Here is a 21,905-nt window from a genome sequence, read left to right on the forward strand (position 1 = left end):
ACTTAGGGTTTCGCTCTTACAGCGACTCACTTTTGAACAGCGCAAAAGTAAGCAAAACGCTTCGCCCCACCACTCGGCACCTCGCCCAGGCTCGGTGTGCCCGTAATCCGAGAGTGATGTCAGGGTGGAGAGTTTTTCAGCCGCCCAGCCGTGTCGATACTCACCACAACCGACAACCCCGGCCGCAACCGTTCGCTCTCAGCCTGATCCGGGTCCACCGTAATCCTGACCGGCACGCGCTGGGCAATCTTCACAAAGTTGCCCGTCGCGTTGTCCGCCTGCAACAGGCTGAACTCCGAGCCCGTGGCTGGGGAGATATGCTGCACCGTGCCGTGAAACCTGCGGTGGTTGAGCGCATCCACGGTGAAGGTCACCGGCTGGCCGACCTGCACATTGTCCATCTGGGTTTCCTTCATGTTGGCGATCACCCACAGCTGCTTCGGCACCAGCGCCATCAACTGCGCGCCGGAGTTGACGTAGGCCCCCAGGCGCACGCCAATCTGCCCCAGCTGCCCGTCACGGGGCGCCGTAATGCGGGTGTTGGACAGGTCGATCCGCGCCAGCTCCACCGCTGCCTCGGCACTGGCCACCGCCGCTTCCAGGGAGCCGCGATTGACGATCACTGTCTGCAAATCCTGCCGCGCAATTTCCAGGCTGGCCTGGGCCTGGGCCACCGCCGCGATGGTCTGGGCATTGGCGGCGCGGGTCACGTCCAGCTCGCGCCGGGACACCGAACCGTCGCTGATCAGCTCTTCGTTGCGGCGCAGGTCGGCAGTGCTTTTGCGCGCCTGGGCCTGGCTGTCCACCAGTGCGGCCTGGCGCAGCTTGATCGTCGCTTCGGCACTGTTGCGTTGCTGCACCACATTGGCCAGCGCGGCCTTCTGCACCGCCAGTTGCGCCAGGGCCTGGTCGAGGCGCTGCTTGTAGATGCGGTCATCCAGGCGCACCAGCAGGTCGCCGGCCTTGACGTACTGGAAGTCCTGCACCGGCACCTCGAACACATAGCCGCTGAGCTGCGGGCCGATGATGGTCACCTGGCCGCGCACCAGGGCGTTCTCGGTGGTTTCCACCGCGCTGCTGAACGGCGGCAATTGCCAGGCATACAGCACGATCAGCACGCCGACGATGGCAATCGCGGCAAAGCCCAGGGACGAGAGAATGCGCACGCGCAATGAGCGCGGCTCGGTGACCGTGGCGCCGGGCGGCGTGGTGCCTTCCGGGGTGGCGGCGATGGCGTTGGTGGTCGTGGTGGTCGGTTCGGTCATGAAGTAGCGCCGCTGGGTTGAACGGGAGTGGCTGTTTTAGTGGTGCTCATCAGCCACAGACTGCGGATAAAGATCCAGATCATGGTCAGGATCGCGATAATCGCGATCAGCATGAACACATCGTTGTAGGCCATGACATTGGCCTCGCGGGTCGCCGCGGTGGCCAGGCTGCGGATGCCCATGAGGTTACGCAGTTCCGGGTCGGCGACGATGCCGCCATAGGCCGAGCCGCCGCTCTGCACCCGCGCGGCCACACGCGGGTCAAGCAAGGTCAGATGCTCGACAATCATGCTGGAATGATACTTCTCGCGCACGATCTGGAAGGTCCCGAGCAAAGCCGCGCCGATCAGGCCGCCGAGGTTCTGGCAGATCCCGAACATCACCGAAAAGCTCACCAGGTTACGCGGGTTGGCCAGCACGTTTTTGGTCCCCAGCACCATGGTCGGCCCCAGGAAGAAGGTGCCACCGAAGCCTAGCAGGAACTGACTGATGTACAGGTTCTGCGGACGCGTGAGGTTGCTGGAGAAACTGTCCATCACCGAGCCGGTGGCCATCAGCGCCAGGGAAATCACCAGCGGCATCAGCAGGTGCGCCGGGTTGATCGTCAGCGCACTGACCGCCAGCCCGCTGATCGCGCCGGCCAGCATCACCACGTACAGCGTATGCATCTGCTGGTAGCTCATGTTCAGCATCTGCATGAACCCCACCGCACCGGTGGACTGCTCGGACAGCACCATGCGAATCAGGATCACCGCCAACGCCAGGCGGATCATGGTGCCGCTGCCCAGCCAGCGGGTCATCAGCATCGGGTTGGCGCGGTTATGCTCGATGGCCAGGCCGGCCATGATCAGCACCAGGGAACAGGCCGAGGCCACGCCGATCCACGGCGCTTCCAGCCACCAGTCGATACGCCCCAGGGACAGCACCGCACACAGCAGCGCGACACCGCTGGCGAGAATGGCGAAGGTGACGAAGTCGAGTTTTTCAAAGGTCTTGAAGCGGTCGCCGGGGGGCAGTTTGAGCAGGAATACACAACCCAGGCAGATCAGCGCCAGGCCCAGTTCGAACAGGTAAAGCCCGCGCCATTCGGCGATCTGCAGCAGGTCCTCGGAGAACAGCCGCGCCAGGGGCAACGCCAACTGCGCCGTACCCAGCCCCAGCACCAGGGATTTCAACCGCCACTTGGCCGGGAACGCCTGGATCATGTAGTACAAGCCCAACGAACTCAGCGCCGCGCCGACCATGCCGTGGGCGGCCCGTACGGCGATGGCCGAGTTGAGGTCGTTGACGAACAAGTGGCCGAAGGTCACCAGCGCGTAGAGCACCAGGAACACCTCGGTAAACGCCCGCAGGCCGAATTGCTGGCGGAACTTCACCAGCAGCAGGTTCATGCACACGTTGGTCATCACATAAGCGGCGGGCAGCCAGGCCATTTCCGCGGTGGTCGCACCGAGGGCGCCTTGCAGGTATTGCAGGTTGGCGATGACCAGCGCGTTGCCCAGGCCACCGGTGATTGCCACCAGCACGCCGACCATCGCGAACAGCCAGCGCTTGTGCGTCGGATGCAACGGCGTCGACGGCGAGCCCGGCAGGCTCGGGCGCTCGTGGGGTTCCCAGGGGCGGGGGGTGTATTTGTCCATTCGATGACCTAGATGAGCCGACGGGTGACGTCGGTAAAACCACTACTCAGAGTAGTAAACCTGAGCGGGGTTCATCTTGCCATCTTGGGCGCGTCGGTCAGCGCCCATCTTGCCACTCATGCGCTGCTTTCTTTACTCGATGGCAGGGATGCCATTATCTCAGCGCGGCACGTTTCCAATATTTCATCCGCCAGGGCCGAGTCATCCGGACACGCCCGCGACAGCATGACCGCACCGATTGCATGGGCCAGCAGGTCGATCATTTTTGCGCGGACCTCTTGCCTGGGCACATCCACACCCGCCGTGTACTTGTCCTCGAGTGCTGCCAGCGTGTTTTCAACGCCACTGGCAAAGGTTGCCTTCAGATCATCTGACTGACGGGCCGCGTCACCACACAGGGCTGCCATGGTGCACCCCTCTCCCCTGCCGTCTCTGTGATCCCTGGACACGTACAGGTTCACAAAGCCCGGAATGTCCAGATCGGAGCTATTCGACAGGGACTTTGCCAGGCTATTTTCCGCTGCTTCGGCCATCAAGTCGGCCTTGGAGCCGAAGTGTTTGTAGAAGCCTCCCTGGGTAAAACCCGCAGTAGACATGAGTTCTGCCACACCCACACCGTCATAGCCACGCTCACGAAACAGCTCTGACGCCGTCTCCACAATATGAGCTCGGTTGGCGAGTGATTGTGTCTTGGTGATCTTCATTTCGCGCCCCTGGGACTCCTGAACAATGGCCTGACTATACTCTGATGTCGATCACAATCAAAACTGTTGACAGCTTTGATTATGATCGACATCATAAAACCACCAGCCCATGTCTCTGCGGCTGTGCGGCGCGGGTCGCCGTCTCTGATCATCCTGAACAATCTAGAGCATCTACTTATGAGCACCCCAGAAACCGTACTGATTACCGGCGCCTCAACAGGCATTGGCGCGACCTACGCCGAGCGTTTTGCCCAACGTGGGCACAATCTCGTGCTGGTAGCCCGCGATAAAGGCCGGCTGGACGCACTGGCCTCGCAGCTGCGTGAGAAACACGCGGTGTCCATTGACGTGATCCAGGCCGACCTGACTCAAACCGGTGACCTGGTCCGCGTCGAAGCACGCCTGCGTGACGACGCCAGTATCGGCATCCTGGTGAACAATGCGGGCGCCGCCCTCTCCGGCAGCTTCATCGAGCAATCCATCGACAGCGTTACCAACCTGGTCGCGCTCAACACCACCGCCCTGGTGCGACTCGCCAGCGCCATCGCGCCACGCCTGGTACACGCCGGTAACGGCGCGATCATCAACATTGGCTCGGTGGTGGGGCTGGCACCGGAATTCGGCATGAGCGTCTACGGCGCAACCAAGGCGTTCGTGCTGTTTCTATCCCAGGGGCTGAGCCTCGAACTCTCGCCCAAGGGCGTCTACGTGCAAGCCGTTCTTCCAGCCGCCACCCGCACGGAAATCTGGGATCGCGCAGGCATCGACATCAATACCCTGAGCGAAATCATGAGCGTGGACGAGCTGGTCGATGCTGCGCTGGTCGGTTTTGATCGTCGCGAGCCGGTGACCATTCCGCCCTTGCAAGACGCCGCCCGCTGGGATGCCCTGCAAGCCGCCCGCCAGGGTTTGCTGTCAGAGATTCGCCAGTCGGTCGTCGCCGAGCGCTATCAAGCCAAGGCGTGATTGTCACCTATAGCCATGGGAACCGAACGATGAAAGCCTTCCTGATCGACCGTTACGGCAAGCATCAAGGACGCCTTGCCGAGGTACCGGACCCGGAACCGGGCATCCACGACGTACTGGTCAAGGTACATGCCAGCAGCGTCAACCAGCTGGATTCGAAGATCAGCAAGGGTGAATTCAAACTGATCCTGCCCTACACATTCCCGCTGATCATGGGCAACGACCTGGCCGGCGTCGTCGTTCGCGTAGGGTCAGGCGTGCGCACCTTCAAGCCCGGTGACGAGGTCTACGCGCGCCCGCCCGACGCGCGCATCGGTGGCTTTGCCGAGCTGATCGCGATTGAGGAGAGTGCCCTCGCACTGAAACCCAACAACACCAGCATGGAACAAGCCGCCGCCCTGCCCCTGGTGGCACTGACCGCCTGGCAGGTGCTGGTTGAAACAGCCCGCGTGAAGAAGGGGCAAAAAGTCTTTATCCAGGCGGGCTCCGGTGGTGTCGGCAGCATTGCCATCCAGCTTGCAAAACACCTGGGGGCTTTCGTTGCCACCACGACCAGCACCGCCAACGTGGAGTGGGTCAAGGCGTTGGGAGCGGACGTGGTCATCGACTACACGCAGCAGAACGTCGAAAACCTGTTGCGTGACTACGACGTCGTCCTGAACAGCCTCGGCCCCGCCGAACTGGAAAAATCCCTGCGCATTCTCAAGCCGGGTGGGCAGCTCATCTCCATCTCGGGACCACCGACCGCCGAGTTCGCACGCGAGCAAGAGCTGTCCTGGGGACTCGGTTGGATCATGCGCCTGTTAAGCAGCGGCATACGCAGAAAAGCCCGCAGGCAGGGCGTCGACTATGGGTTCGTGTTCATGCGCGCGAGCGGTGCGCAGTTGCAGAAAATCACCGCGCTCGTCGAGTCCGGCGCCATCACACCGGTGATCGACCGAACCTTCCCTCTCGAGGCAACGGCTGAGGCCTTGAGCTACGTCGAACGGGGCAGAGCCAAGGGCAAGGTGGTGATCAAGGTCCTATGACTAAGCCCACCCAACGCTCAAGCTGATGGCGATGCAGACTTGTCCCGCGTTGGGGTGCGAAGCGCCCCCAATGAAGGACGAATGGGGTGTACCCGATATTGCGCAGTGGCTGGTTTTGGGGCTGCCGAGCAGCCCAGCGCGGGACAAGCCCGCTCACCACATCCACAGTGGATCCCATGGGCATCCACAAGCGCATTTCAAATCAGATCCAACCGAGCCAGCTCCAATAAGTCGCCGCAAACACCAACATCAACCCATACCCGAACAACGTCACCAGGATCCCCACCTTGGCAAACTGCCGCGCCGTAAACGTCCCGGTCCCCAGGCACACCATGTTCTGCGGCGCATTGATCGGCAGGATAAACCCGTAGCTCATCACAAACCCCAACAGCATGGTCATGCCCAAGCGGTTGAACTCCCCCGGCAAGGTCTGCAGCACCGCAATCAATATCGGCAACAACGCCGAAGTCAGTGCCGTGGCGCTGGCAAAGCCCAGGTGGATCACAATCAGAAACGCCCCCAGGATCGCAAACACCCCCAGCGGCCCGACCTGATCCAGGCCGGTGTGCGTCACCACCTGGGACCCCAGCCATTGCCCGGCCTGGGTGGTCAGCAATGCGGTACCGAGGCTGATGCCCACGCCAAACACGATCACCGTGCCCCACGGAATGCGCGATTGCACATCTTTCCAAGTCATCACCCCGATGCCCGGCAGCAGCAGGAACACCAACCCGGCGTAGGTGGTCGAGGTGGTGTCGAACGGGTGCAGGCGCCCTTCCGTGGCCCATGCCAACAGCAGCAGCACCGACACCGTCAGCAAACGTTTCTGCGGGCCGGTCATCGGGCCGATGTCCACCAGGGACTGGGCCACGGCCTCCTTGCCACCGGGGATGCTGTCGGTTTCCGGCGGCAGCAGCTTGATCACCAGGAACAGCAACACCGCCGACATGATCACCGCCCACGGCGCACCGGCGATCAGCCAGTCGATCCACGACACGCGCTGGCCGAGCATCTTGTCCATAAAGCCCACGGTCAGCAGGTTTTGCGCGGCGGCGGTCTGGATGCCGACGTTCCAGATGCTGGTGCCCTGGGCCACCACGATCATCAGGCCGGCGGCGATGTTGGAGCGCTTGTCCACGCCAAACGCGGCGACCACGCCCATCATGATCGGCACCACACAGGCACTGCGCGCCGTGGCGCTGGGGACGACGAGGCTGAGCAGGATGGTCACCGCAATCGCCCCGAGCAGAATGCCGCGGGTGCTGGTGCCGACGCGGGTCAGGGTCACCAGGGCGATGCGCCGGTCCAGGCCGGTGTGGGTCATGGCCGCCGCTATGAACAACGCGCCCGCCACCAGGGCCAGTGCCGGGTTGGAAAAGCCGGTAAGCGCCATGCTGATGGCCGGGCTGGAGCCGATCAGGTGCGTGGGGTCTTGCAGCGACGGCGCGGTGCCGAGCAAAAACGCCATGAGCGAGGTGATCATGATCGCGCTGGCTTCATAGGACACCGCCTCGGTGATCCACACCACCACGGCAAACGCGAGGATCGCCAGCATGCGCTGCCCGGCCACCGGCAGGTCGGCGGGCAGCGGCAACAGCAGCACGCCGACCATCACCAGTACGCCGATCACCAGGCCCGGGGGCAACTTGAATGAGGCTGCGGTTGTTGCGGGGGCGTTCATGGCGGGCTCCGTCGGGCTCTGAATCAGGGAGGCAGCATGGGGCAAAGCGCCGCAACAGGTGTTGACGGGTATCAACCCGAGGTCAATAACTGGCTCAACACCGCCCGCAACTTGCCGGGCTTGAGCGGTTTGTTCAGCAACGGCGCGTCCAGCCGGCGCAGCGCGCGGCGGCACTGGTCGGTACGGTCGGCGGTGATGATCACGGCGGGGATGTTCTGCGCGAAATGCTCGCGCAGGTGCTTGACCACCGCACAGCCCACCACCCCATGGTCGAGGTGGTAGTCGGCGAGGATCAGCTCCGGCGCCCTGCCCTGCAACGCCAGCAACGCCCCGGCCTGGTCGGTGGCGGTAATTACCTCGCAGCCCCACTGCGCCAGCAGCGCACGCATGCTGTCGAGGATGCTCACCTCGTTGTCGATCACCAGCAGGCGCCTTCCCGGCAGCGGGTTGCCCGTGGTCGGTAGCACCGGCAGCTGGCTGATCGCCAGGGGCATCTCTTCGCTGATAGGCACCTCGATACTGAACATCGAGCCGCGCCCCGGCCACGAACGGACTGCCACCGGGTAGCCGAGGATCTCGGCGATGCGCTCGACAATCGCCAGGCCCAGCCCTACGCCTTTGCGGTCCGAGGCACGGCCGACGTCGAGCTGGTTGAATTCAAGGAAGATCGCGTCGAGGCGGTCGGCCGCGATGCCGCGCCCGGTGTCCCACACTTCCAGGCGCAGGCGATCGCCACGGCGGCGCGCGCCGAGCAGGATGCAGCCCTCGTCGGTGTAGCGACAGGCGTTGCTGAGGAAGTTGCGCAGGATCCGCGTCACCAGGCGCAGGTCGGTGCGAATCGCGTAATGTCCGGTACGCGCGCGCAGGTTCAGCCCGGCCGCCAGCGCCACCGACTGGAACTCCGAGACCAGCGGCGCAAACAGCTCATCCAGGCGATACAGCGCCACATCGGGCTTGACCGCCGCCTGGTCGAGCCGCGAAATATCCAGCAGGTCGGTGAGCAAATCCTCGGCGCCTTCCAGGGCCTGGTGCGTACGTTCCACCAGCACCTGTTCGACGCTGGGCAGGTTGCGCTCGCGCAAGGTGGAGATCAGCAGTCGCGCGGCGTTGAGTGGCTGCAACAGGTCATGGCTGGCGGCGGCGAGGTATTTGTCCTTGCTGCGGTTGGCGGCCTCGGCGGCATCGCGGGCATCGCGCAGCTCCTGCTCGACCTGCTCGCGCTGGGCGATCTGCTGTTGCAGGTTGCGGTTGGCTTCCAGCAGTTCATCGGTGCGCGCCGCCACGCGCTGCTCCAATTCATCGTTGAGACGGATATAGCGGTTGCGCTCGGCCTCCAGTTCGTCGAGACGCGCGGTGAGTTCCGGGTAGTGGCTCTTGCGCGCCGAGTGATTGCCCAGGCCCAACAGACCGGCGAGGGCCTGTTGCTGGTCGTCAGAGCGCTTCGCCATACACCACCTCGACATCACGCTGGCTGGACTCGCGCGGGTTGGTGAGGATGCACGGGTCGTGCATCGCATGCTGGGACAGGAACGGAATGTCCGCCACGCGCACGCCATGCAGGCCGAGGGTTTCATGGAAGCCGATGGCGTGCTTCAGCGCAATCAGATGCTCCACCAGCCGCCCGCGAATCTGCCGATGGTTGAGCCCCCGGCAGTCAATGCCAAAGGTCTCGGCAATCACCTTGAAGCGCTCCGGCGCCGAGTTGTAGTTGAACGCCACCACGTGTTCCACCAGGACCGCGTTGCACAAGCCATGGGGCAGGTCGAGAAACCCGCCGAGGCTGTGGGACATGGCATGCACCGCGCCGAGGATCGCATTGGAGAACGCCAACCCTGCCTGCATGCTGCCGAGCATGATCTTCTCGCGCAGGGCAATATCGCCGGGGTTGGCGATCATCTGCACCAGGTTGCCGTTGATCAGGCGCATGGCCTCCAGCGCATGGGGGTCGGTCAGCGGGCCGTGGCCGGTGGACACGAATGCCTCGATCGCATGCACCAGCGCGTCGATGCCGGTACAGGCGGACAGGAACGGGTCCATGCTCGCCGTGGTTTCCGGGTCGATCAGCGACACATCCGGCACCACCGCCTTGCTGACGATGGAGAACTTCATGCGTTCCTGCTGGTTGGAAATGATCACGAACTGCGAGACATCCGCCGAGGTGCCGGCGGTGGTGGGGATCAGGATCAGCGGCGGGCTCGGCACGCGGATGGTGTCCACGCCTTCGAACTCGAGGATGCAGCGCCCATGGGCGACCACAATGCCGATGGCCTTGCCGCAGTCCATGGGGCTGCCGCCGCCGATGGCCACGATCACGTCGCAATGGTTTTCCCGGTACACCTCGGCACCGAGCATCACTTCCTCGACGCGCGGGTTGGGCGACACGGCGCTGTACAGGCAGTAGTCGATGCCGATGGCCTGCAGGCTGGCTTCCACATCGGCGACCCATCCGGCGGCGATCACACCGGGGTCGCTGACCACCAGGACCTTGCGCGCACCAAAGGTCTTGGCGTAGTTACCGACGTTGTGCCGACAGCCGGCACCGAAGATGATTTCAGGCGAGACGAATTTACGCAGGAGGCTCAGATTGGGGCTCATTGGAAAGCCTGTTGTTATTATTTTGGGGAGATGCGCTCCACACTAACCCATTCCCAGGCGTTTGCAATCAGACCAAAGGGTCATTCCCCATAGGGCACCGGCCAGCGCGAGGCTGGCCGGAGATGGATCAGCGGCTGGCGAAGTACATGGTCACTTCGAAGCCGATACGCAGGTCGGTGAAGGCGGGTTTGGTCCACATGGGGAGAGTCCTCTTGTTGTGCCGGAAGATTCCGGTAAAGGCATTAATGCATGGGGGGATGGGGGTGCGAATGCTACTTTCGAAGTAAATGCCGCACTGCATTAGTCGCGAATGTACAGGGAGCAAAATGTGGGAGGGGGCTTGCTCCCTCCCACAGGGGACCGCATTGCAATCAGAGGGTTAGAAGAAACCCAACGGATTGATGTCGTAGCTCACCAGCAAATTCTTGGTCTGCTGGTAGTGATCGAGCATCATCTTGTGGTTCTCACGCCCCACGCCCGACTTCTTGTAACCGCCAAACGCCGCATGCGCCGGGTACAGGTGATAACAGTTGGTCCACACGCGACCGGCCTTGATCGCCCGGCCCATGCGGTAGGCGCGGTTGATGTCGCGGGTCCACAGCCCGGCGCCGAGGCCGAATTCGCTGTCGTTGGCAATCGCCAGGGCTTCGGCTTCGTCCTTGAAGGTGGTGATACCCACCACCGGGCCGAAGATTTCCTCCTGGAACACGCGCATCTTGTTGTGGCCCTTGAGCAGGGTCGGCTGGATGTAGTAACCGCTGGACAGGTCGCCCTCCAGGCGCTCGGCCGCGCCGCCGGTGAGCAGCTCGGCGCCCTCTTCCTGGGCGATCTTGAGGTAGGAGAGGATCTTGTCGTATTGCTGCTCGGACGCCTGGGCGCCGACCATGGTCTCGGTGTCCAGCGGGTTGCCGCGCTTGATCTTGACGATCTTCTTCATCACCACTTTCATGAAGTCGTCGTAGATCGACTCCTGCACCAGCGCCCGCGACGGGCAGGTGCACACTTCGCCCTGGTTGAAGAACGCCAGCACCAGGCCTTCGGCGGCTTTTTCGATGAACTGCGGCTCAGCCTGCATGATGTCTTCGAAGAAGATGTTCGGCGACTTGCCGCCCAGTTCCACGGTGGAGGGAATGAGGTTCTCGGCGGCCGCATGCATGATGTGCGCACCGATTGGGGTCGAGCCGGTGAACGCGATCTTGGCAATGCGCTTGCTGGTGGCCAGCGCCTCCCCGGCTTCGCGGCCAAAACCCTGGACGATATTCAGCACGCCCGGTGGCAGCAGGTCATTGATCAACTCGGCAAACACCATGATCGACAGCGGCGTCTGTTCGGCCGGCTTGAGCACGATGCAGTTGCCGGCGGCCAGGGCCGGGGCGAGTTTCCAGGCGGCCATCAGCAACGGGAAGTTCCACGGAATGATCTGCCCGACCACGCCCAATGGCTCATGGAAGTGATAGGCCGCGGTGTGTTCGTTGATCTCGGCGGCGCCGCCTTCCTGGGCGCGAATGCAGCCGGCGAAGTAACGGAAGTGGTCAGCGGCCAGGGGCACGTCGGCGTTGAGGGTTTCGCGCACGGCCTTGCCGTTGTCCCAGCTTTCGGTCACGGCCAGCACTTCGAGGTGCTGCTCGATACGGTCGGCGATTTTCAGCAGCACCAGGGAGCGATCCTGGGGCGAAGTCTTGCCCCAGGCGTCGGCGGCGGCATGGGCAGCGTCAAGGGCCTTGTCGATATCGGCAGCGTTGGAGCGCGGGAATTCGGCGATCGCTTCACCGGTCACCGGCGAGGTGTTGGTGAAGTACTCACCACTGAGCGGGGCGACGAACTCGCCGCCGATGTAATTGCCGTAGCGCTGCTTGAAGCTGACGATGGCGCCAGGGGTGCCAGGTTGTGCGTAGATCATGTTAAAGCCTCTGTCTGGGTCCGGGCCTGTCGGTCAACAGGCGATGACCCGATAGTAAAGAGCCCCCGCTGGCGGGCGAATGCGCCGTTGGCAGGGGGGCACTTGTCATTTGGTCGTAGTTTCAGTGCCTGGCGACCAGCTCTTTGGGCAGCTTGAAGGTCCAGAGCATGCCGCCCTGGTTGAAGTCCTTGATGCGCTTGGCCACTTCACCGCCCCACAACGGCACGGCGCCGCCCCAGCCGGAGAGCACCGAGACGTACTGTTCGCCGTCCATTTCCCAGGTCACAGGCGAGCCGAGCACGCCGGAGCCGGTCTGGAATTCCCAGACCTTCTCGCCGGTCTTGGCGTTGAACGCCTGCAGGAAGCCTTCCGGCGTGCCGGTGAACACCAGGTTGCCCTTGGTGGTCAGCACCCCGCCCCACAGCGGCGCAAAGTTCTTGTGGCGCCAGACTTCCTTGCCGGTCTTCGGGTCGATGGCGCGCAGTACGCCGATGTAGTCTTCGTTCAGCGGCTTGATGGTGAAGCCGGCGCCAAGGAACGCCGCGCCCTTCTTGTAGGCGATGCCTTCGTTCCAGATGTCCATGCCCCACTCGTTGGACGGCACATAGAACAGCCCGGTGTCGCGGTTATAGGCCATCGGCATCCAGTTCTTCGCACCGAGGAACGCCGGCGCGACAAACACCGAGGTGCCCTTGGTTTCGCTGCCCGGCGCGCCTGGGCGGCTGGCTTCGTTGTAGATCGGTCGACCGTCCTTATCCAGGCCGCTGGCCCAGGTGATCTTGTCGACAAACGGGAAGCCGCGGATGAACTTGCCGTTGGTGCGGTCGAGCACGTAGAAGAAGCCGTTGCGGTCGGCGGTGGCCGCCGCTTTGATTTCCTTGCCGCCTTCGGTGTAGTTGAAGGAGATCAGCTCGTTGACGCCGTCATAGTCCCAGCCGTCGTGGGGCGTGCTCTGGAAGTGCCACTTGATGGTGCCGTCGTCCGGGTTCAGCGCCAGGCGCGAGGACGAGTAGAGGTTGTCGCCGGGGCGCAGGTGCGAGTTCCACGGCGCCGGGTTGCCGGTGCCGAACAGCAGCAGGTTGGTTTCCGGGTCGTAGTAGCCGCCCAGCCACGGTGCGGCGCCGCCGGTTTTCCACAGGTCGCCCGGCCAGGTCTTGCCCGCCTCGCCGCCGGAGATGCCGTTTTCCACGGCTTTGCCGTCCTTGTAGACATAACCCATATGGCCTTCGACCGTCGGGCGGCTCCACAGCAGCTCGCCGTTTTTCGGGTCATAGGCCTGGATCTTGCCGACCACGCCGAATTCGCCACCGGCCACGCCGGTGATCAGCTTGCCGTTGACCACCAGGGGCGCGGCGCTGATCGAGTAGCCTTCCTTGTGGTCGGCGACCTGCTTGCTCCACACCACTTTGCCGGTGTCTTTGTTCAGCGCCACCAGCTTGGCGTCGAGGGTGCCGAAGAACACCAGGTCGCCGTACAGCGCCACGCCACGGTTGATCACGTCACAGCACGGGCGGATGTCATCGGGCAGACGCGCATCGTACTGCCAGAGCTTCTTGCCGGTGCGCGCATCCACCGCGAACACCCGCGAGTAGGAACCGGTGAGGTACATCACCCCGTCCTTGATCATCGGCTGCGCCTGTTGCCCACGCTGCTTCTCGCCGCCAAAGGAAAACGCCCAGACCGGGCGCAGGTCCTTGACGTTGTCGACGTTCAGGGTATCGAGGGGGCTGTAGCGCTGGCCCTGCACGCCCAGGCCGTTGGTGACGATCTGCCCGGGGTTTTTCGGGTCCTGGAGGATGTCCTCATCGCTGACCGAGGCCATGGCCTGGCCGGATAACAGGATGGCACCGAGCAACACACTCAAGGCGAAGGGTTGGCGACGTGCGGGTTGGGTCATGACGGCTACCTCTGCGGTTTTTTGTTATACCCGGGAAATTTTCCCGGTCTGGTGCAGATTCTTGGGCGCAGGGGCCGTTGTCACAATTGACCGCAGTATCGAGTTTGCTAGTTCCTTAGTAGCGGGTCAGCGCGGCGAATCCACGCGTTGCATCTGTTCGCGCTCGTACCGCGGGTACAGGTGGCTGACGCTGCGGATCAATTCATAGCGGCTCAGGCTGATCGCGGCGAAGCGTGCGGGGATGGGGCTGCGGATCATCTCGGCCATGTCACTGCCCTGGGCCGCGCCGTCACGCAAAAGTTGATCGAGCCAGGTCAGGTAGTCACGCATCTGTATAAAGGGTTGCGCGTCGCTGGCCACCGGGCCATGGCCGGGCACGATCAGGGTCCAGGGCAAGGCTTGCAGGGTGCCGAGGTCCGCCAGCCACACCGCCAGCCCCGGGCTGTTGGGGGTGGTGAGGGCACGCTGGTAAAACACCAGGTCGCCGGCAAACAGCACGCCGGTGCCCTGGTCGAAGATCGCCAGGTCGGCGCCGGTGTGACCGCTGAGCGCGAGCAGGCGCAGGTCATGGCGGCCGACGCTCAGCACACCGGGCTCCAGCACCTGGGTGGGCAACACCACCTCGGTGCCGCGCATCCAGTCGCCGACCATGCGGTAGAGGTTTTCCGCCATGCCGTCGCCCTGCTCGTGCAGCAGCCGCGTGGTCTCGGCCAGGGCGCCGATGGGCACGTCCTTGAAGGCCTGGTTGCCCAGCGCATGGTCGGGGTGATGATGGGTAATCAGTACCTGGATCACCGGCTTGGGGGTGACACGGGCGATGGCCTCGCGCATGGCTTCGCCGTAGCGCCGCGACGGTCCGGTATCGATCACCACCACACCGGCCTCGGTGACGATGAAGGCGGTGTTGACGATATTGCCGCCGTTGGCCTTGGCAAAATTGTCGGTGCTGCCTTCGAGCAGCCAGGTGTCGTCGGCGATCAGCCGGGGCGCAAGGGCGTAGTCGAGGTCCGCCAGGGCGGGCAGGCTCAGGCCCAGGCATAACAATAGAATCCAGCGCATGCCGCGCTCCTTCTGGTCAGGGGATGGCTGCGTCGAACTCATTGCCGCTGTTGTCGCGCAGCACCAGGCGGGTGGGCCCCGGCGCGGCGATATCAAAGGCCAGGTTGGGGTTTTCGCTGACCGCCGGGAACAGCTCAAGGTCAGCCAGCACCTGGCCGTCCTGGCCGCGCAGTTGCGCATGGTTGATAAAAAACTCGGGGATGCCGCTGACCATGCCGTTGTCCATCGGGTGCGCCACCTGCACACGCACGCGGCTGAACTCGCCACGCGGGTAACGGCCGCCGAGCACTTCGCCGATGTGCTCTTCCCAGCCCGGCTGGGTGCGTACCACGCTGGGCGCGGTGCAGCCGCCACCGGCCGCGTCGATCAGGGTCGAGCCCACATGCCACAGGCCGTCATCGGTGAGCACCGCCGCCCGCAACGGGGTGGCCTGCTCGATACGAATCCGCAGCGACAGCCATGGCAGCACCCCGGCCTTGGGCTGGAAGTCGACGATTTTCGGCAACGGGTTGAGTTCGGCCCAGGCGAGGATCTTCACCACATGGCCGCTGAAGGCGCGGGCGTCGATTTCCAGGGGCACCTGGCGCGCATCTTCGGCGAACGGCGGCGCGAGCAGCTTGACTCGGTCGTCGAACACGAACGGCGCCTGCGCCAGGAACTGCTTGTGATAGAAGTCCCACATCACCGACGGCACCGGGTCGACCTCCACGGCGTGCGCCGCCAGCGGCAGCCAGCAGGCCAGGATGCAGCTCAGTCGCCAGTTCATCCCCTGCTCCTATTGATACATCTCGGGGACTTCGTACTGCAGGCCGTAACGGGCATAGATGGCTTGCACCGCGCCGTCGCGGATCAGGCCTTCCAGCGCCTCTTCCACCGCGTAGGCCAACTGGCGATTGCTCTCGTGCACCGCCATGCCGATCTCCCAGCGTTGCTTGCCCATGTTCGGGTAGGCGTTTTCGGCGAGGGCCAGTTGCGGGTCATGGGCCTCGTGCACCTGCCAATCGACTTCGCCGCGCATCGCCATCACCGCATCGACCTCACCGGCTTTCATCGCCGCAAAGGCCTGGGGGACGTCGGGGTAGTGATGGGTCCTGGCGGCGAGCATGCCGTTGAACACCGAGGTGAGGTAGAACGACGGCACACTGTCGACCTCGACGCCAATCGGGTGCTGCTCGAACACCGCCACGCTGGCAACCGTGTCCAGGCGCCGACGGTCATAAGCCACCTGCCATTGTTCGTTCTGGTACGGCCCGAACATCACCACATGGCCGTTTTCCAGTTCGCCCTGGTCGTTGCGCTTTTGTGCGTAATCGCGGTCGTAGGGCGCGCGCATCATCAGGTCGGCCAGTTGCTGGTTGTGCAACGGGCTGCCGCGCCAGATGTAGTCGCGCAGGTCGTCGTCGAGCTTCTCGCCGGCCGGCGCCCAGATCAACGTGAGCCGTACCCCCAGCGCCGTGGCCAGGGCCTGGGCCAGTTCCACGTCGACCCCGCGCGCGGTGGCGCCGTCCTTGAAGCTGTAGGGGGCAAAATCCTTGTACACCGCCACGTTGATTTCGCCGGCGGCGATCATCTGGTCATAGCTGCGCACCTGCGCCTGTGCCGGCTGGCAACACAGCAGGGCCAGGCCAAGCACATAAGCGAACAGGCGCATGGCTTACTCCTCGACGTGCACGCTGTCCAGGTAGGTGCGCACGGCCCACAAGGCTTCCTGGCTCAGGTAGTCGGCCATTTTCGGCATGTACACGCGACCGTCACGCACCGCGCCATGGCGCACGCGCTCGACGAACCACTCATCACCGGCTTCGCCCACATCGAGCATGCGCAGGTCGGGGGCGATGCCGCCGGACTTGGCTTCCAGGCCGTGGCAGGCGGCGCAGTTCTGGTTATAGGCGGACGAGCCGATTTCCACGGCGCGGTCGTGTTCAGGCGAGGTGCGGTACGGATTGACCGCCGCCCAGCCGTCTTCGTTGACCGGCACGCCGGCGTCCTTGATCGAGGTCAGGCCCTTGGTTTCCACCGCTTGCGGGACCACGTTGCCATGGGCCCAGGCGGAGCCCCCGGCGATCACACCGACCAACAGCCCGGCGACGAGCAAGGCATTGTGTTTTGTTGTCATTATTTTTGCCCTCAGGATTGCACGCAAAACCTCATTGCAGAGGCTATGGCAACCATCTTAGAAACCCCGGGGCATGGGCCGTATGCTGCTTTGGTGGCCGCCCTCTCCTCCCTTGGTAGTAGGGCTTGTGGGGCACGCCTAAAACAGCGGCGCCTCGGGAAGTCTTCCCGGCCACAGCGGGAGTTTTTCCGTATCCGCCCGGCGCCCCGGCGTTCCACCCTGTGCAGGCCAAAACCTCCACTGGGAACTGCAACCATGACAATAAGATCGCTACCCGCCCGCTCACCTTTAAGCCTTGCCGTGCAAGCCTTTTTGCTGGTGGGCAGCCTGTCCCTCAGTGCGGCAACGTTTGCCGCCGCCGAACCCGCCAAGCCGACGCACAATGTCACCTGGGAAGACATCGCCAACGACCACCTGACCACCCAGGACGTGCTGCAATACGGCATGGGCACCAACGCCCAGCGCTGGAGCCCGCTGGCCCAGGTCAACGACAAGAACGTGTTCAAGCTCACCCCGGCCTGGTCCTACTCGTTCGGCGATGAGAAGCAACGCGGCCAGGAGTCCCAGGCCATCGTCAGCGACGGCGTGGTCTACGTCACCGGCTCCTATTCCCGGGTGTTCGCCCTCGACGCCAAGACCGGCAAGCGCCTGTGGACCTACAACCACCGCCTGCCCGACAACATTCGCCCGTGCTGCGACGTGGTCAACCGCGGTGCGGCGATCTTCGGCGACAAGATCTACTTCGGCACTCTCGACGCACGCCTGATCGCCCTCGACAAGCACACCGGCAAAGTGGTGTGGAACAAGAAGTTCGGCGATCACGCCGCGGGCTACACCATGACCGGCGCCCCGGTGCTGATCAAAGACAAGGTCAGCGGCAAAGTGCTGCTGATCCACGGCAGCTCCGGCGATGAATTCGGCGTGGTCGGCCAGCTGTTTGCCCGCGACCCGGACACCGGGGAAGAAGTGTGGATGCGCCCGTTCGTGGAAGGCCATATGGGCCGCCTCAACGGCAAGGACAGCACCACCACCGGCGACGTCAAGGCGCCTTCGTGGCCGGATGACCCGACCACCGCAACCGGCAAGGTCGAGGCCTGGAGCCACGGCGGCGGCGCTCCTTGGCAGAGCGCGAGCTTCGATGCCGAGACCAACACGATCATCGTCGGCGCCGGCAACCCCGGCCCGTGGAACACCTGGGCGCGCACCGCCAAGGACGGCAACCCCCACGACTTCGACAGCCTCTACACCTCCGGCCAGGTCGGCGTCGACCCGAGCACCGGCGAAGTGAAGTGGTTCTACCAGCACACCCCGAACGATGCCTGGGACTTCTCCGGCAACAACGAGCTGGTGCTGTTCGACTACAAGGACAAGGACGGCAAGGTGGTCAAGGCCACCGGCCACGCCGACCGCAACGGCTTTTTCTATGTGGTGGACCGCAACAACGGCAAGCTGCAGAACGCCTTCCCGTTCGTGGACAACATCACCTGGGCCAGCCATATCGACCTGAAGACCGGGCGTCCGGTGGAGAACGAAGGCCAGCGTCCGGCCAAGCCCTTGCCCGGTGAAACCAAAGGCAAACCGGTGGAAGTCTCGCCGCCGTTCCTGGGGGGCAAGAACTGGAACCCCATGGCCTACAGCCAGGACACCGGCCTGTTCTACATCCCGGGCAACCAGTGGAAAGAGGAATACTGGACCGAAGAGGTCAACTACAAGAAAGGCTCGGCGTACCTGGGGATGGGTTTTCGCATCAAGCGCATGTATGACGACCACGTCGGCACCCTGCGGGCGATGAACCCGACCACCGGCAAGGTAGTGTGGGAGCACAAGGAAGCCTTGCCGCTGTGGGCCGGCGTGCTGGCGACCAAGGGCAACCTGGTGTTTACCGGTACCGGCGACGGTTTCTTCAAGGCCTTCGACGCGAAAACCGGCAAGGAGCTGTGGAAGTTCCAGACCGGCAGCGGCATCGTCTCGCCGCCGATCACCTGGGAGCAGGATGGCGAGCAGTATGTCGGCGTCACCGTCGGCTACGGCGGCGCGGTGCCGTTGTGGGGCGGCGACATGGCCGAGCTGACCAAGCCGGTGGCACAAGGCGGGTCGTTCTGGGTGTTCAAGATCCCGAGCTGGGATCAGAAGACCGCGCAAAAATAACCTCCGCGAGAATGCCGGGCCGCTTTTTGCAGCAGGCGGCTTCTTCCCTTGTGGTGAGCGGGCTTGCCCCGCGCAGGGCTGCGAAGCGGCCCCGGCATTCCTCCAGCACCTCCGTGCGCTCAGGGTTTACGACTGCTGCGCAGCCGAGCGCGGGGCAAGCCCACTCACCACAACAAGCCCGCTCACCACAGCAAGGCCCTCACCACAACAAGCCCGCTCACCACAGGATCCCCAGAGGTCGTACGATGAACTACCTGCCCTTGTTACTCCTGCTCTGCCTGCCCGTGGCCCACGCCGACGACGGCGACGATGCGCCGCTGATCATCAACGGCTGCACCATCGCCGCACACAGCCAATGCCCCGGCGCCAACCTCAAGGGCGCCAACCTGCGCAACCAGGACTTGAGCAAGATGAACCTGGCCGGCGCCGACCTGCGCGAGGCGGATCTGCGCCATGCCAACCTCGACCTGGCCAACCTGGAAAAAGCCCGACTGCAAGGCGCCAACCTGACCCGCGCCAGCCTGCAACAGGCCAACCTGCGCCTGGCCGACTTCAGAGGCGCCACGCTGATGGCGATCCAGGGTTGGGGCCTGTTCGCCCAAGGTGCGCAGTTCGAAAACGCCAACCTCAGCGCGGCCTACCTGCAATTTGCGCGGCTGTCGGGGGCGAAAATGCACAAGGCCAACCTGCGTGCGGCCGACCTGGAAATGACCTGGTTGAGCAAGGCCGACCTGCAAGGGGCCGACCTCAGCGATGCCAACCTGCAGGAAGCCAAGTTCGGCGAGAGCAACCTGGAACAGGCCACCCTCACCGGCAGCCGCCAGCACTACGCGAACTTCCAGGATGCCAATATGGAAGGCTGCATCGACTGCCCCACCACCTGGGATCGCTAGCCCCCGCGCATACGCTGTTATCCAACCACCCGCACCACGCCCATGTCGATCCCCAGGTGCACCAGTTCGGCATGGGAACTCACCTGCAATTTGCTCTTGAGCAAGGTCAGGTGATTGGACACGGTCTTGCTGCTGATATTCAGCTGGTCGGCAATCGCTCGGGTCGGCGTGCCCCTGGCCAGCATCAGGAAGATTTCCAGCTCGCGCGGGGTCATGCCCTGCAAACGTTGATCACCGGGCGTATAGGCCAGTTCAGTGGCCAGGGCCTGTTCGATGTAGGCGTGACCGTCGAGGATGCGCCGCACCGCTTCGATCAACACCTCGGGAGCCGAGGTTTTGGTCAGGTAGCCCGAGGCGCCCGCCTCCAGGGCCTGGCGCACCAGGGGCAACTCGTCGTGCATGCTGAAAAACAGCACGCGCAGGTGCGGCAGGCGCTGGCGCAGGCGCCGGGTGGTTTCCAGGCCGCTGATGCCCGGCAGGCCGAAGTCCATGATCACCAGGTGCGGCAGCGCTTCCTGGACCCGGCTCAACGCCTCTTCGCCACTGGCCGCCTCGCGCACTTCAACGGCCGGCAGCAGCGCACGCAACAGGCTGGCATAGCCCTGGCGTACCACCGCGTGGTCATCCACCAACAGAATATTCATGAGGCCTCCAACGGCATGTTCAACGCCAACGCCCAGCCGGCGCCGGGCTGGCTGATGATCTTCAATTCGCCGCCCAGGCAACGGGCGCGTTCGGCCATTGAATACAGGCCCACGCCGGGCCGCTGGGGCGTGTCTGCACCGCGACCGTTATCACGCACCCACAGGCGCAGGCGCGAACCGCGATGTTGCAGGCGCACGTGCACCTGGCTGGCGTCGGCATGCCGCAGGATGTTGGTCAGGGCTTCCTGGAGCAGGCGGTACAGATGAGTCTTGCTGGCGCCGGGCAACAGCGGCAGGTCGGTGCTGACCTGCAGGTGGCAGGGAATGCCATGGCTGGCCTGCCACTGGGTGACCAGCAGCGCAAACGCCTCGGCCATCGGCATGTGTTGCAGGGCCACCGGATAAAGGTCGTGGACCAGTGCCCGGAAGCCTTGCTGCAAGTGCTCGCAGTGATCCTCGAGTTGCGCCACCGTGGGCGCCAGCAGGTGCGGCTGGTCGGTGGCCAGGCGCAACAGGCAGGCCTGGGCGCGAATGCCGGCCAGGTATTGGCCGAGGTCATCGTGCAGGGTCTGGGCCAGGTGGGTGCGCTCCTGCTCCTGCACCGCCAGCAGGGTCTGGGTAAGCCGGGTGTTATCGGTGCGCGCCTGCTCCAGGGCGTCGGTCATGCGGTTGAAGTGCAGCGCCAGTTGGCGTGCTTCCGGCGCGCCTTGGCTGCGCAGGCGCACATTGAGCTGGCCGGCGCACACCTGTTGCAGTGCGCGCAGCAATTCATCCAGCACGCCCATGCCCCGGCGCACCGCCCAGCGGATGGTCAACAGGCTCAGGGCCAGAGCCAGTGCGCACAGGCCCAACAATTGTTGCAGGGAGTCCCAGACCTCGTCGATTTCATCCCGTGGGTCGACAGCGATGGACACACGCCGGCCGTCCGGCAAGTCCAGCACCTGGGCACTGCGCCGCGCCTCGGCAAACAACAGGCGCCCGAGCCAGGCGTCCAGCCCGTCCGCGTCCGGCGCTTGCACGGTGTCGCCGCTCGCCAGCCAGTGCACACGCACATGACGCAAACTCGCGGTGAGGTGGGGTTGCAGGCTGGCCGGATCGCGCGCGGCGGTTTCGCTCAGGTAGTGCACCACCGCTTCGGCCGATTGCAGCTCGCGCTCCACATCGGCCAGGGCCTGGTGCAGCAACAGCGCGGTGCAGGCGCAGGCCACCAGGATGAAGAAGCCGCACACCCATAGGTTGATGCGCCACAAGGCCGACAAGACGCGCATGCTGGTGTCACTCCTGTGGATAGAGCCCGTGGTGCTCCATGCTAAAACCCCACGGCGCACCCGGGGCTACTACCTTGGTACTGCCCCAGCGCTACTTTCTG

19 protein-coding genes are annotated in these 21,905 nt (G+C 64.0%); 4 read left to right on the forward strand and 15 right to left on the reverse strand.

What is annotated here, in order from left to right; genetic code table 11:
* Positions 1-119: 119 nt before the first annotated feature.
* The 3 genes from FX984_RS07515 to FX984_RS07525 form a co-directional block, all read right to left on the reverse strand.
* Positions 120-1,265 (reverse strand): HlyD family secretion protein, encoded by a 1,146-nt coding sequence (locus FX984_RS07515; RefSeq protein ID WP_027606218.1) that lies wholly within the window; start codon positions 1,263-1,265, stop codon positions 120-122.
* Positions 1,262-2,905 carry an MFS transporter gene (locus FX984_RS07520; RefSeq protein ID WP_027606217.1) on the reverse strand — a complete coding sequence of 548 codons (1,644 nt, stop codon included), beginning with the start codon at positions 2,903-2,905 and terminating at the stop codon, positions 1,262-1,264. The genes FX984_RS07515 and FX984_RS07520 overlap by 4 nt, the downstream gene beginning before the upstream one ends.
* A 116-nt stretch (positions 2,906-3,021) precedes the next feature.
* Positions 3,022-3,609: a TetR/AcrR family transcriptional regulator gene (locus tag FX984_RS07525; protein WP_146477066.1), complete on the reverse strand. Its 588-nt coding sequence runs from the start codon at positions 3,607-3,609 to the stop codon at positions 3,022-3,024.
* A 177-nt stretch (positions 3,610-3,786) separates the two neighbouring features.
* Here FX984_RS07525 and FX984_RS07530 point away from each other — a divergent pair, with 177 nt between their 5' ends.
* Together FX984_RS07530 and FX984_RS07535 are read left to right on the forward strand one after the other, a co-directional pair.
* Positions 3,787-4,575, forward strand: a complete 789-nt coding sequence (locus FX984_RS07530; RefSeq protein ID WP_092354632.1) for an SDR family NAD(P)-dependent oxidoreductase — start codon at positions 3,787-3,789, stop codon at positions 4,573-4,575.
* 29 nt (positions 4,576-4,604) lie between these two features.
* Complete coding sequence (locus tag FX984_RS07535) at positions 4,605-5,603, forward strand: NADP-dependent oxidoreductase (protein WP_146477064.1); 999 nt, start codon at positions 4,605-4,607, stop codon at positions 5,601-5,603.
* 202 nt (positions 5,604-5,805) lie between these two features.
* Here FX984_RS07535 and FX984_RS07540 read toward each other — a convergent pair whose 3' ends face one another.
* From FX984_RS07540 to pedF, 10 genes are all read right to left on the reverse strand, one after another.
* Positions 5,806-7,284: a DASS family sodium-coupled anion symporter gene (locus FX984_RS07540; RefSeq protein WP_146477061.1), complete on the reverse strand. Its 1,479-nt coding sequence runs from the start codon at positions 7,282-7,284 to the stop codon at positions 5,806-5,808.
* A gap of 71 nt (positions 7,285-7,355) precedes the next feature.
* Complete coding sequence (locus FX984_RS07545) at positions 7,356-8,732, reverse strand: ATP-binding response regulator (protein ID WP_027606212.1); 1,377 nt, start codon at positions 8,730-8,732, stop codon at positions 7,356-7,358.
* The gene (gene ercA, locus FX984_RS07550; RefSeq protein ID WP_027606211.1) at positions 8,716-9,879 is read right to left on the reverse strand and encodes an alcohol dehydrogenase-like regulatory protein ErcA; all 1,164 of its coding nucleotides are present in this window, start codon (positions 9,877-9,879) and stop codon (positions 8,716-8,718) included. The genes FX984_RS07545 and ercA overlap by 17 nt, the downstream gene beginning before the upstream one ends.
* 127 nt (positions 9,880-10,006) lie before the next feature.
* Entirely contained in the window at positions 10,007-10,078 is a 72-nt protein-coding gene (gene pqqA / locus FX984_RS07555) for a pyrroloquinoline quinone precursor peptide PqqA (RefSeq protein WP_010209364.1), read from the reverse strand.
* Positions 10,079-10,258: 180 nt separating this feature from the next.
* Positions 10,259-11,779, reverse strand: coding sequence for an acetaldehyde dehydrogenase ExaC (exaC, locus tag FX984_RS07560; RefSeq protein WP_027606210.1), 1,521 nt, complete (start codon positions 11,777-11,779; stop codon positions 10,259-10,261).
* A gap of 121 nt (positions 11,780-11,900) precedes the next feature.
* Positions 11,901-13,676 (reverse strand): PQQ-dependent methanol/ethanol family dehydrogenase, encoded by a 1,776-nt coding sequence (locus FX984_RS07565; RefSeq protein ID WP_092354641.1) that lies wholly within the window; start codon positions 13,674-13,676, stop codon positions 11,901-11,903.
* A 126-nt stretch (positions 13,677-13,802) separates the two neighbouring features.
* Positions 13,803-14,735, reverse strand: coding sequence for a quinoprotein relay system zinc metallohydrolase 1 (locus tag FX984_RS07570; protein WP_092354644.1), 933 nt, complete (start codon positions 14,733-14,735; stop codon positions 13,803-13,805).
* Between the two features lie 16 nt (positions 14,736-14,751).
* The gene (locus FX984_RS07575) at positions 14,752-15,501 is read right to left on the reverse strand and encodes a quinoprotein dehydrogenase-associated SoxYZ-like carrier (protein ID WP_098479120.1); all 750 of its coding nucleotides are present in this window, start codon (positions 15,499-15,501) and stop codon (positions 14,752-14,754) included.
* A gap of 9 nt (positions 15,502-15,510) precedes the next feature.
* Complete coding sequence (locus FX984_RS07580; protein WP_027606206.1) at positions 15,511-16,386, reverse strand: substrate-binding periplasmic protein; 876 nt, start codon at positions 16,384-16,386, stop codon at positions 15,511-15,513.
* Between the two features lie 3 nt (positions 16,387-16,389).
* Complete coding sequence (gene pedF / locus FX984_RS07585) at positions 16,390-16,851, reverse strand: cytochrome c-550 PedF (RefSeq protein WP_027606205.1); 462 nt, start codon at positions 16,849-16,851, stop codon at positions 16,390-16,392.
* A 255-nt stretch (positions 16,852-17,106) separates the two neighbouring features.
* On the opposite strand from pedF, the gene exaA reads away from it, so the two are divergent.
* Together exaA and FX984_RS07595 are read left to right on the forward strand one after the other, a co-directional pair.
* Positions 17,107-18,999, forward strand: a complete 1,893-nt coding sequence (gene exaA, locus FX984_RS07590; RefSeq protein ID WP_092354650.1) for a quinoprotein ethanol dehydrogenase — start codon at positions 17,107-17,109, stop codon at positions 18,997-18,999.
* Positions 19,000-19,244: 245 nt separating this feature from the next.
* Complete coding sequence (locus FX984_RS07595) at positions 19,245-19,892, forward strand: pentapeptide repeat-containing protein (protein WP_027606203.1); 648 nt, start codon at positions 19,245-19,247, stop codon at positions 19,890-19,892.
* 17 nt (positions 19,893-19,909) lie between these two features.
* On the opposite strand, the gene FX984_RS07600 is transcribed toward FX984_RS07595, so the two are convergent.
* Both FX984_RS07600 and FX984_RS07605 read right to left on the reverse strand, forming a co-directional pair.
* The gene (locus tag FX984_RS07600; RefSeq protein WP_065948415.1) at positions 19,910-20,536 is read right to left on the reverse strand and encodes a response regulator transcription factor; all 627 of its coding nucleotides are present in this window, start codon (positions 20,534-20,536) and stop codon (positions 19,910-19,912) included.
* Positions 20,533-21,795 (reverse strand): sensor histidine kinase, encoded by a 1,263-nt coding sequence (locus tag FX984_RS07605; RefSeq protein ID WP_027606201.1) that lies wholly within the window; start codon positions 21,793-21,795, stop codon positions 20,533-20,535. Before FX984_RS07605 ends, FX984_RS07600 begins: the two co-directional genes overlap by 4 nt.
* Between the last annotated feature and the right edge of the window lie 110 nt (positions 21,796-21,905).

It is taken from the genome of Pseudomonas marginalis (genome assembly GCF_008692035.1).
Classification (GTDB): domain Bacteria; phylum Pseudomonadota; class Gammaproteobacteria; order Pseudomonadales; family Pseudomonadaceae; genus Aquipseudomonas; species Aquipseudomonas marginalis.

Excerpts from the sequence above, each read along its gene's own strand:
- FX984_RS07515 (WP_027606218.1), bottom strand. The coding sequence starts at position 1,265 with ATGACCGAACCGACCACCACGACCACCAACGCCATCGCCGCCACCCCG.
- FX984_RS07520 (WP_027606217.1), bottom strand. The coding sequence starts at position 2,905 with ATGGACAAATACACCCCCCGCCCCTGGGAACCCCACGAGCGCCCGAGC.
- FX984_RS07525 (WP_146477066.1), bottom strand. The coding sequence starts at position 3,609 with ATGAAGATCACCAAGACACAATCACTCGCCAACCGAGCTCATATTGTG.
- FX984_RS07530 (WP_092354632.1), top strand. The coding sequence starts at position 3,787 with ATGAGCACCCCAGAAACCGTACTGATTACCGGCGCCTCAACAGGCATT.
- FX984_RS07535 (WP_146477064.1), top strand. The coding sequence starts at position 4,605 with ATGAAAGCCTTCCTGATCGACCGTTACGGCAAGCATCAAGGACGCCTT.
- FX984_RS07540 (WP_146477061.1), bottom strand. The coding sequence starts at position 7,284 with ATGAACGCCCCCGCAACAACCGCAGCCTCATTCAAGTTGCCCCCGGGC.
- FX984_RS07545 (WP_027606212.1), bottom strand. The coding sequence starts at position 8,732 with ATGGCGAAGCGCTCTGACGACCAGCAACAGGCCCTCGCCGGTCTGTTG.
- ercA (WP_027606211.1), bottom strand. The coding sequence starts at position 9,879 with ATGAGCCCCAATCTGAGCCTCCTGCGTAAATTCGTCTCGCCTGAAATC.
- exaC (WP_027606210.1), bottom strand. The coding sequence starts at position 11,779 with ATGATCTACGCACAACCTGGCACCCCTGGCGCCATCGTCAGCTTCAAG.
- FX984_RS07565 (WP_092354641.1), bottom strand. The coding sequence starts at position 13,676 with ATGACCCAACCCGCACGTCGCCAACCCTTCGCCTTGAGTGTGTTGCTC.
- FX984_RS07570 (WP_092354644.1), bottom strand. The coding sequence starts at position 14,735 with ATGCGCTGGATTCTATTGTTATGCCTGGGCCTGAGCCTGCCCGCCCTG.
- FX984_RS07575 (WP_098479120.1), bottom strand. The coding sequence starts at position 15,501 with ATGAACTGGCGACTGAGCTGCATCCTGGCCTGCTGGCTGCCGCTGGCG.
- FX984_RS07580 (WP_027606206.1), bottom strand. The coding sequence starts at position 16,386 with ATGCGCCTGTTCGCTTATGTGCTTGGCCTGGCCCTGCTGTGTTGCCAG.
- pedF (WP_027606205.1), bottom strand. The coding sequence starts at position 16,851 with ATGACAACAAAACACAATGCCTTGCTCGTCGCCGGGCTGTTGGTCGGT.
- exaA (WP_092354650.1), top strand. The coding sequence starts at position 17,107 with ATGACAATAAGATCGCTACCCGCCCGCTCACCTTTAAGCCTTGCCGTG.
- FX984_RS07595 (WP_027606203.1), top strand. The coding sequence starts at position 19,245 with ATGAACTACCTGCCCTTGTTACTCCTGCTCTGCCTGCCCGTGGCCCAC.
- FX984_RS07600 (WP_065948415.1), bottom strand. The coding sequence starts at position 20,536 with ATGAATATTCTGTTGGTGGATGACCACGCGGTGGTACGCCAGGGCTAT.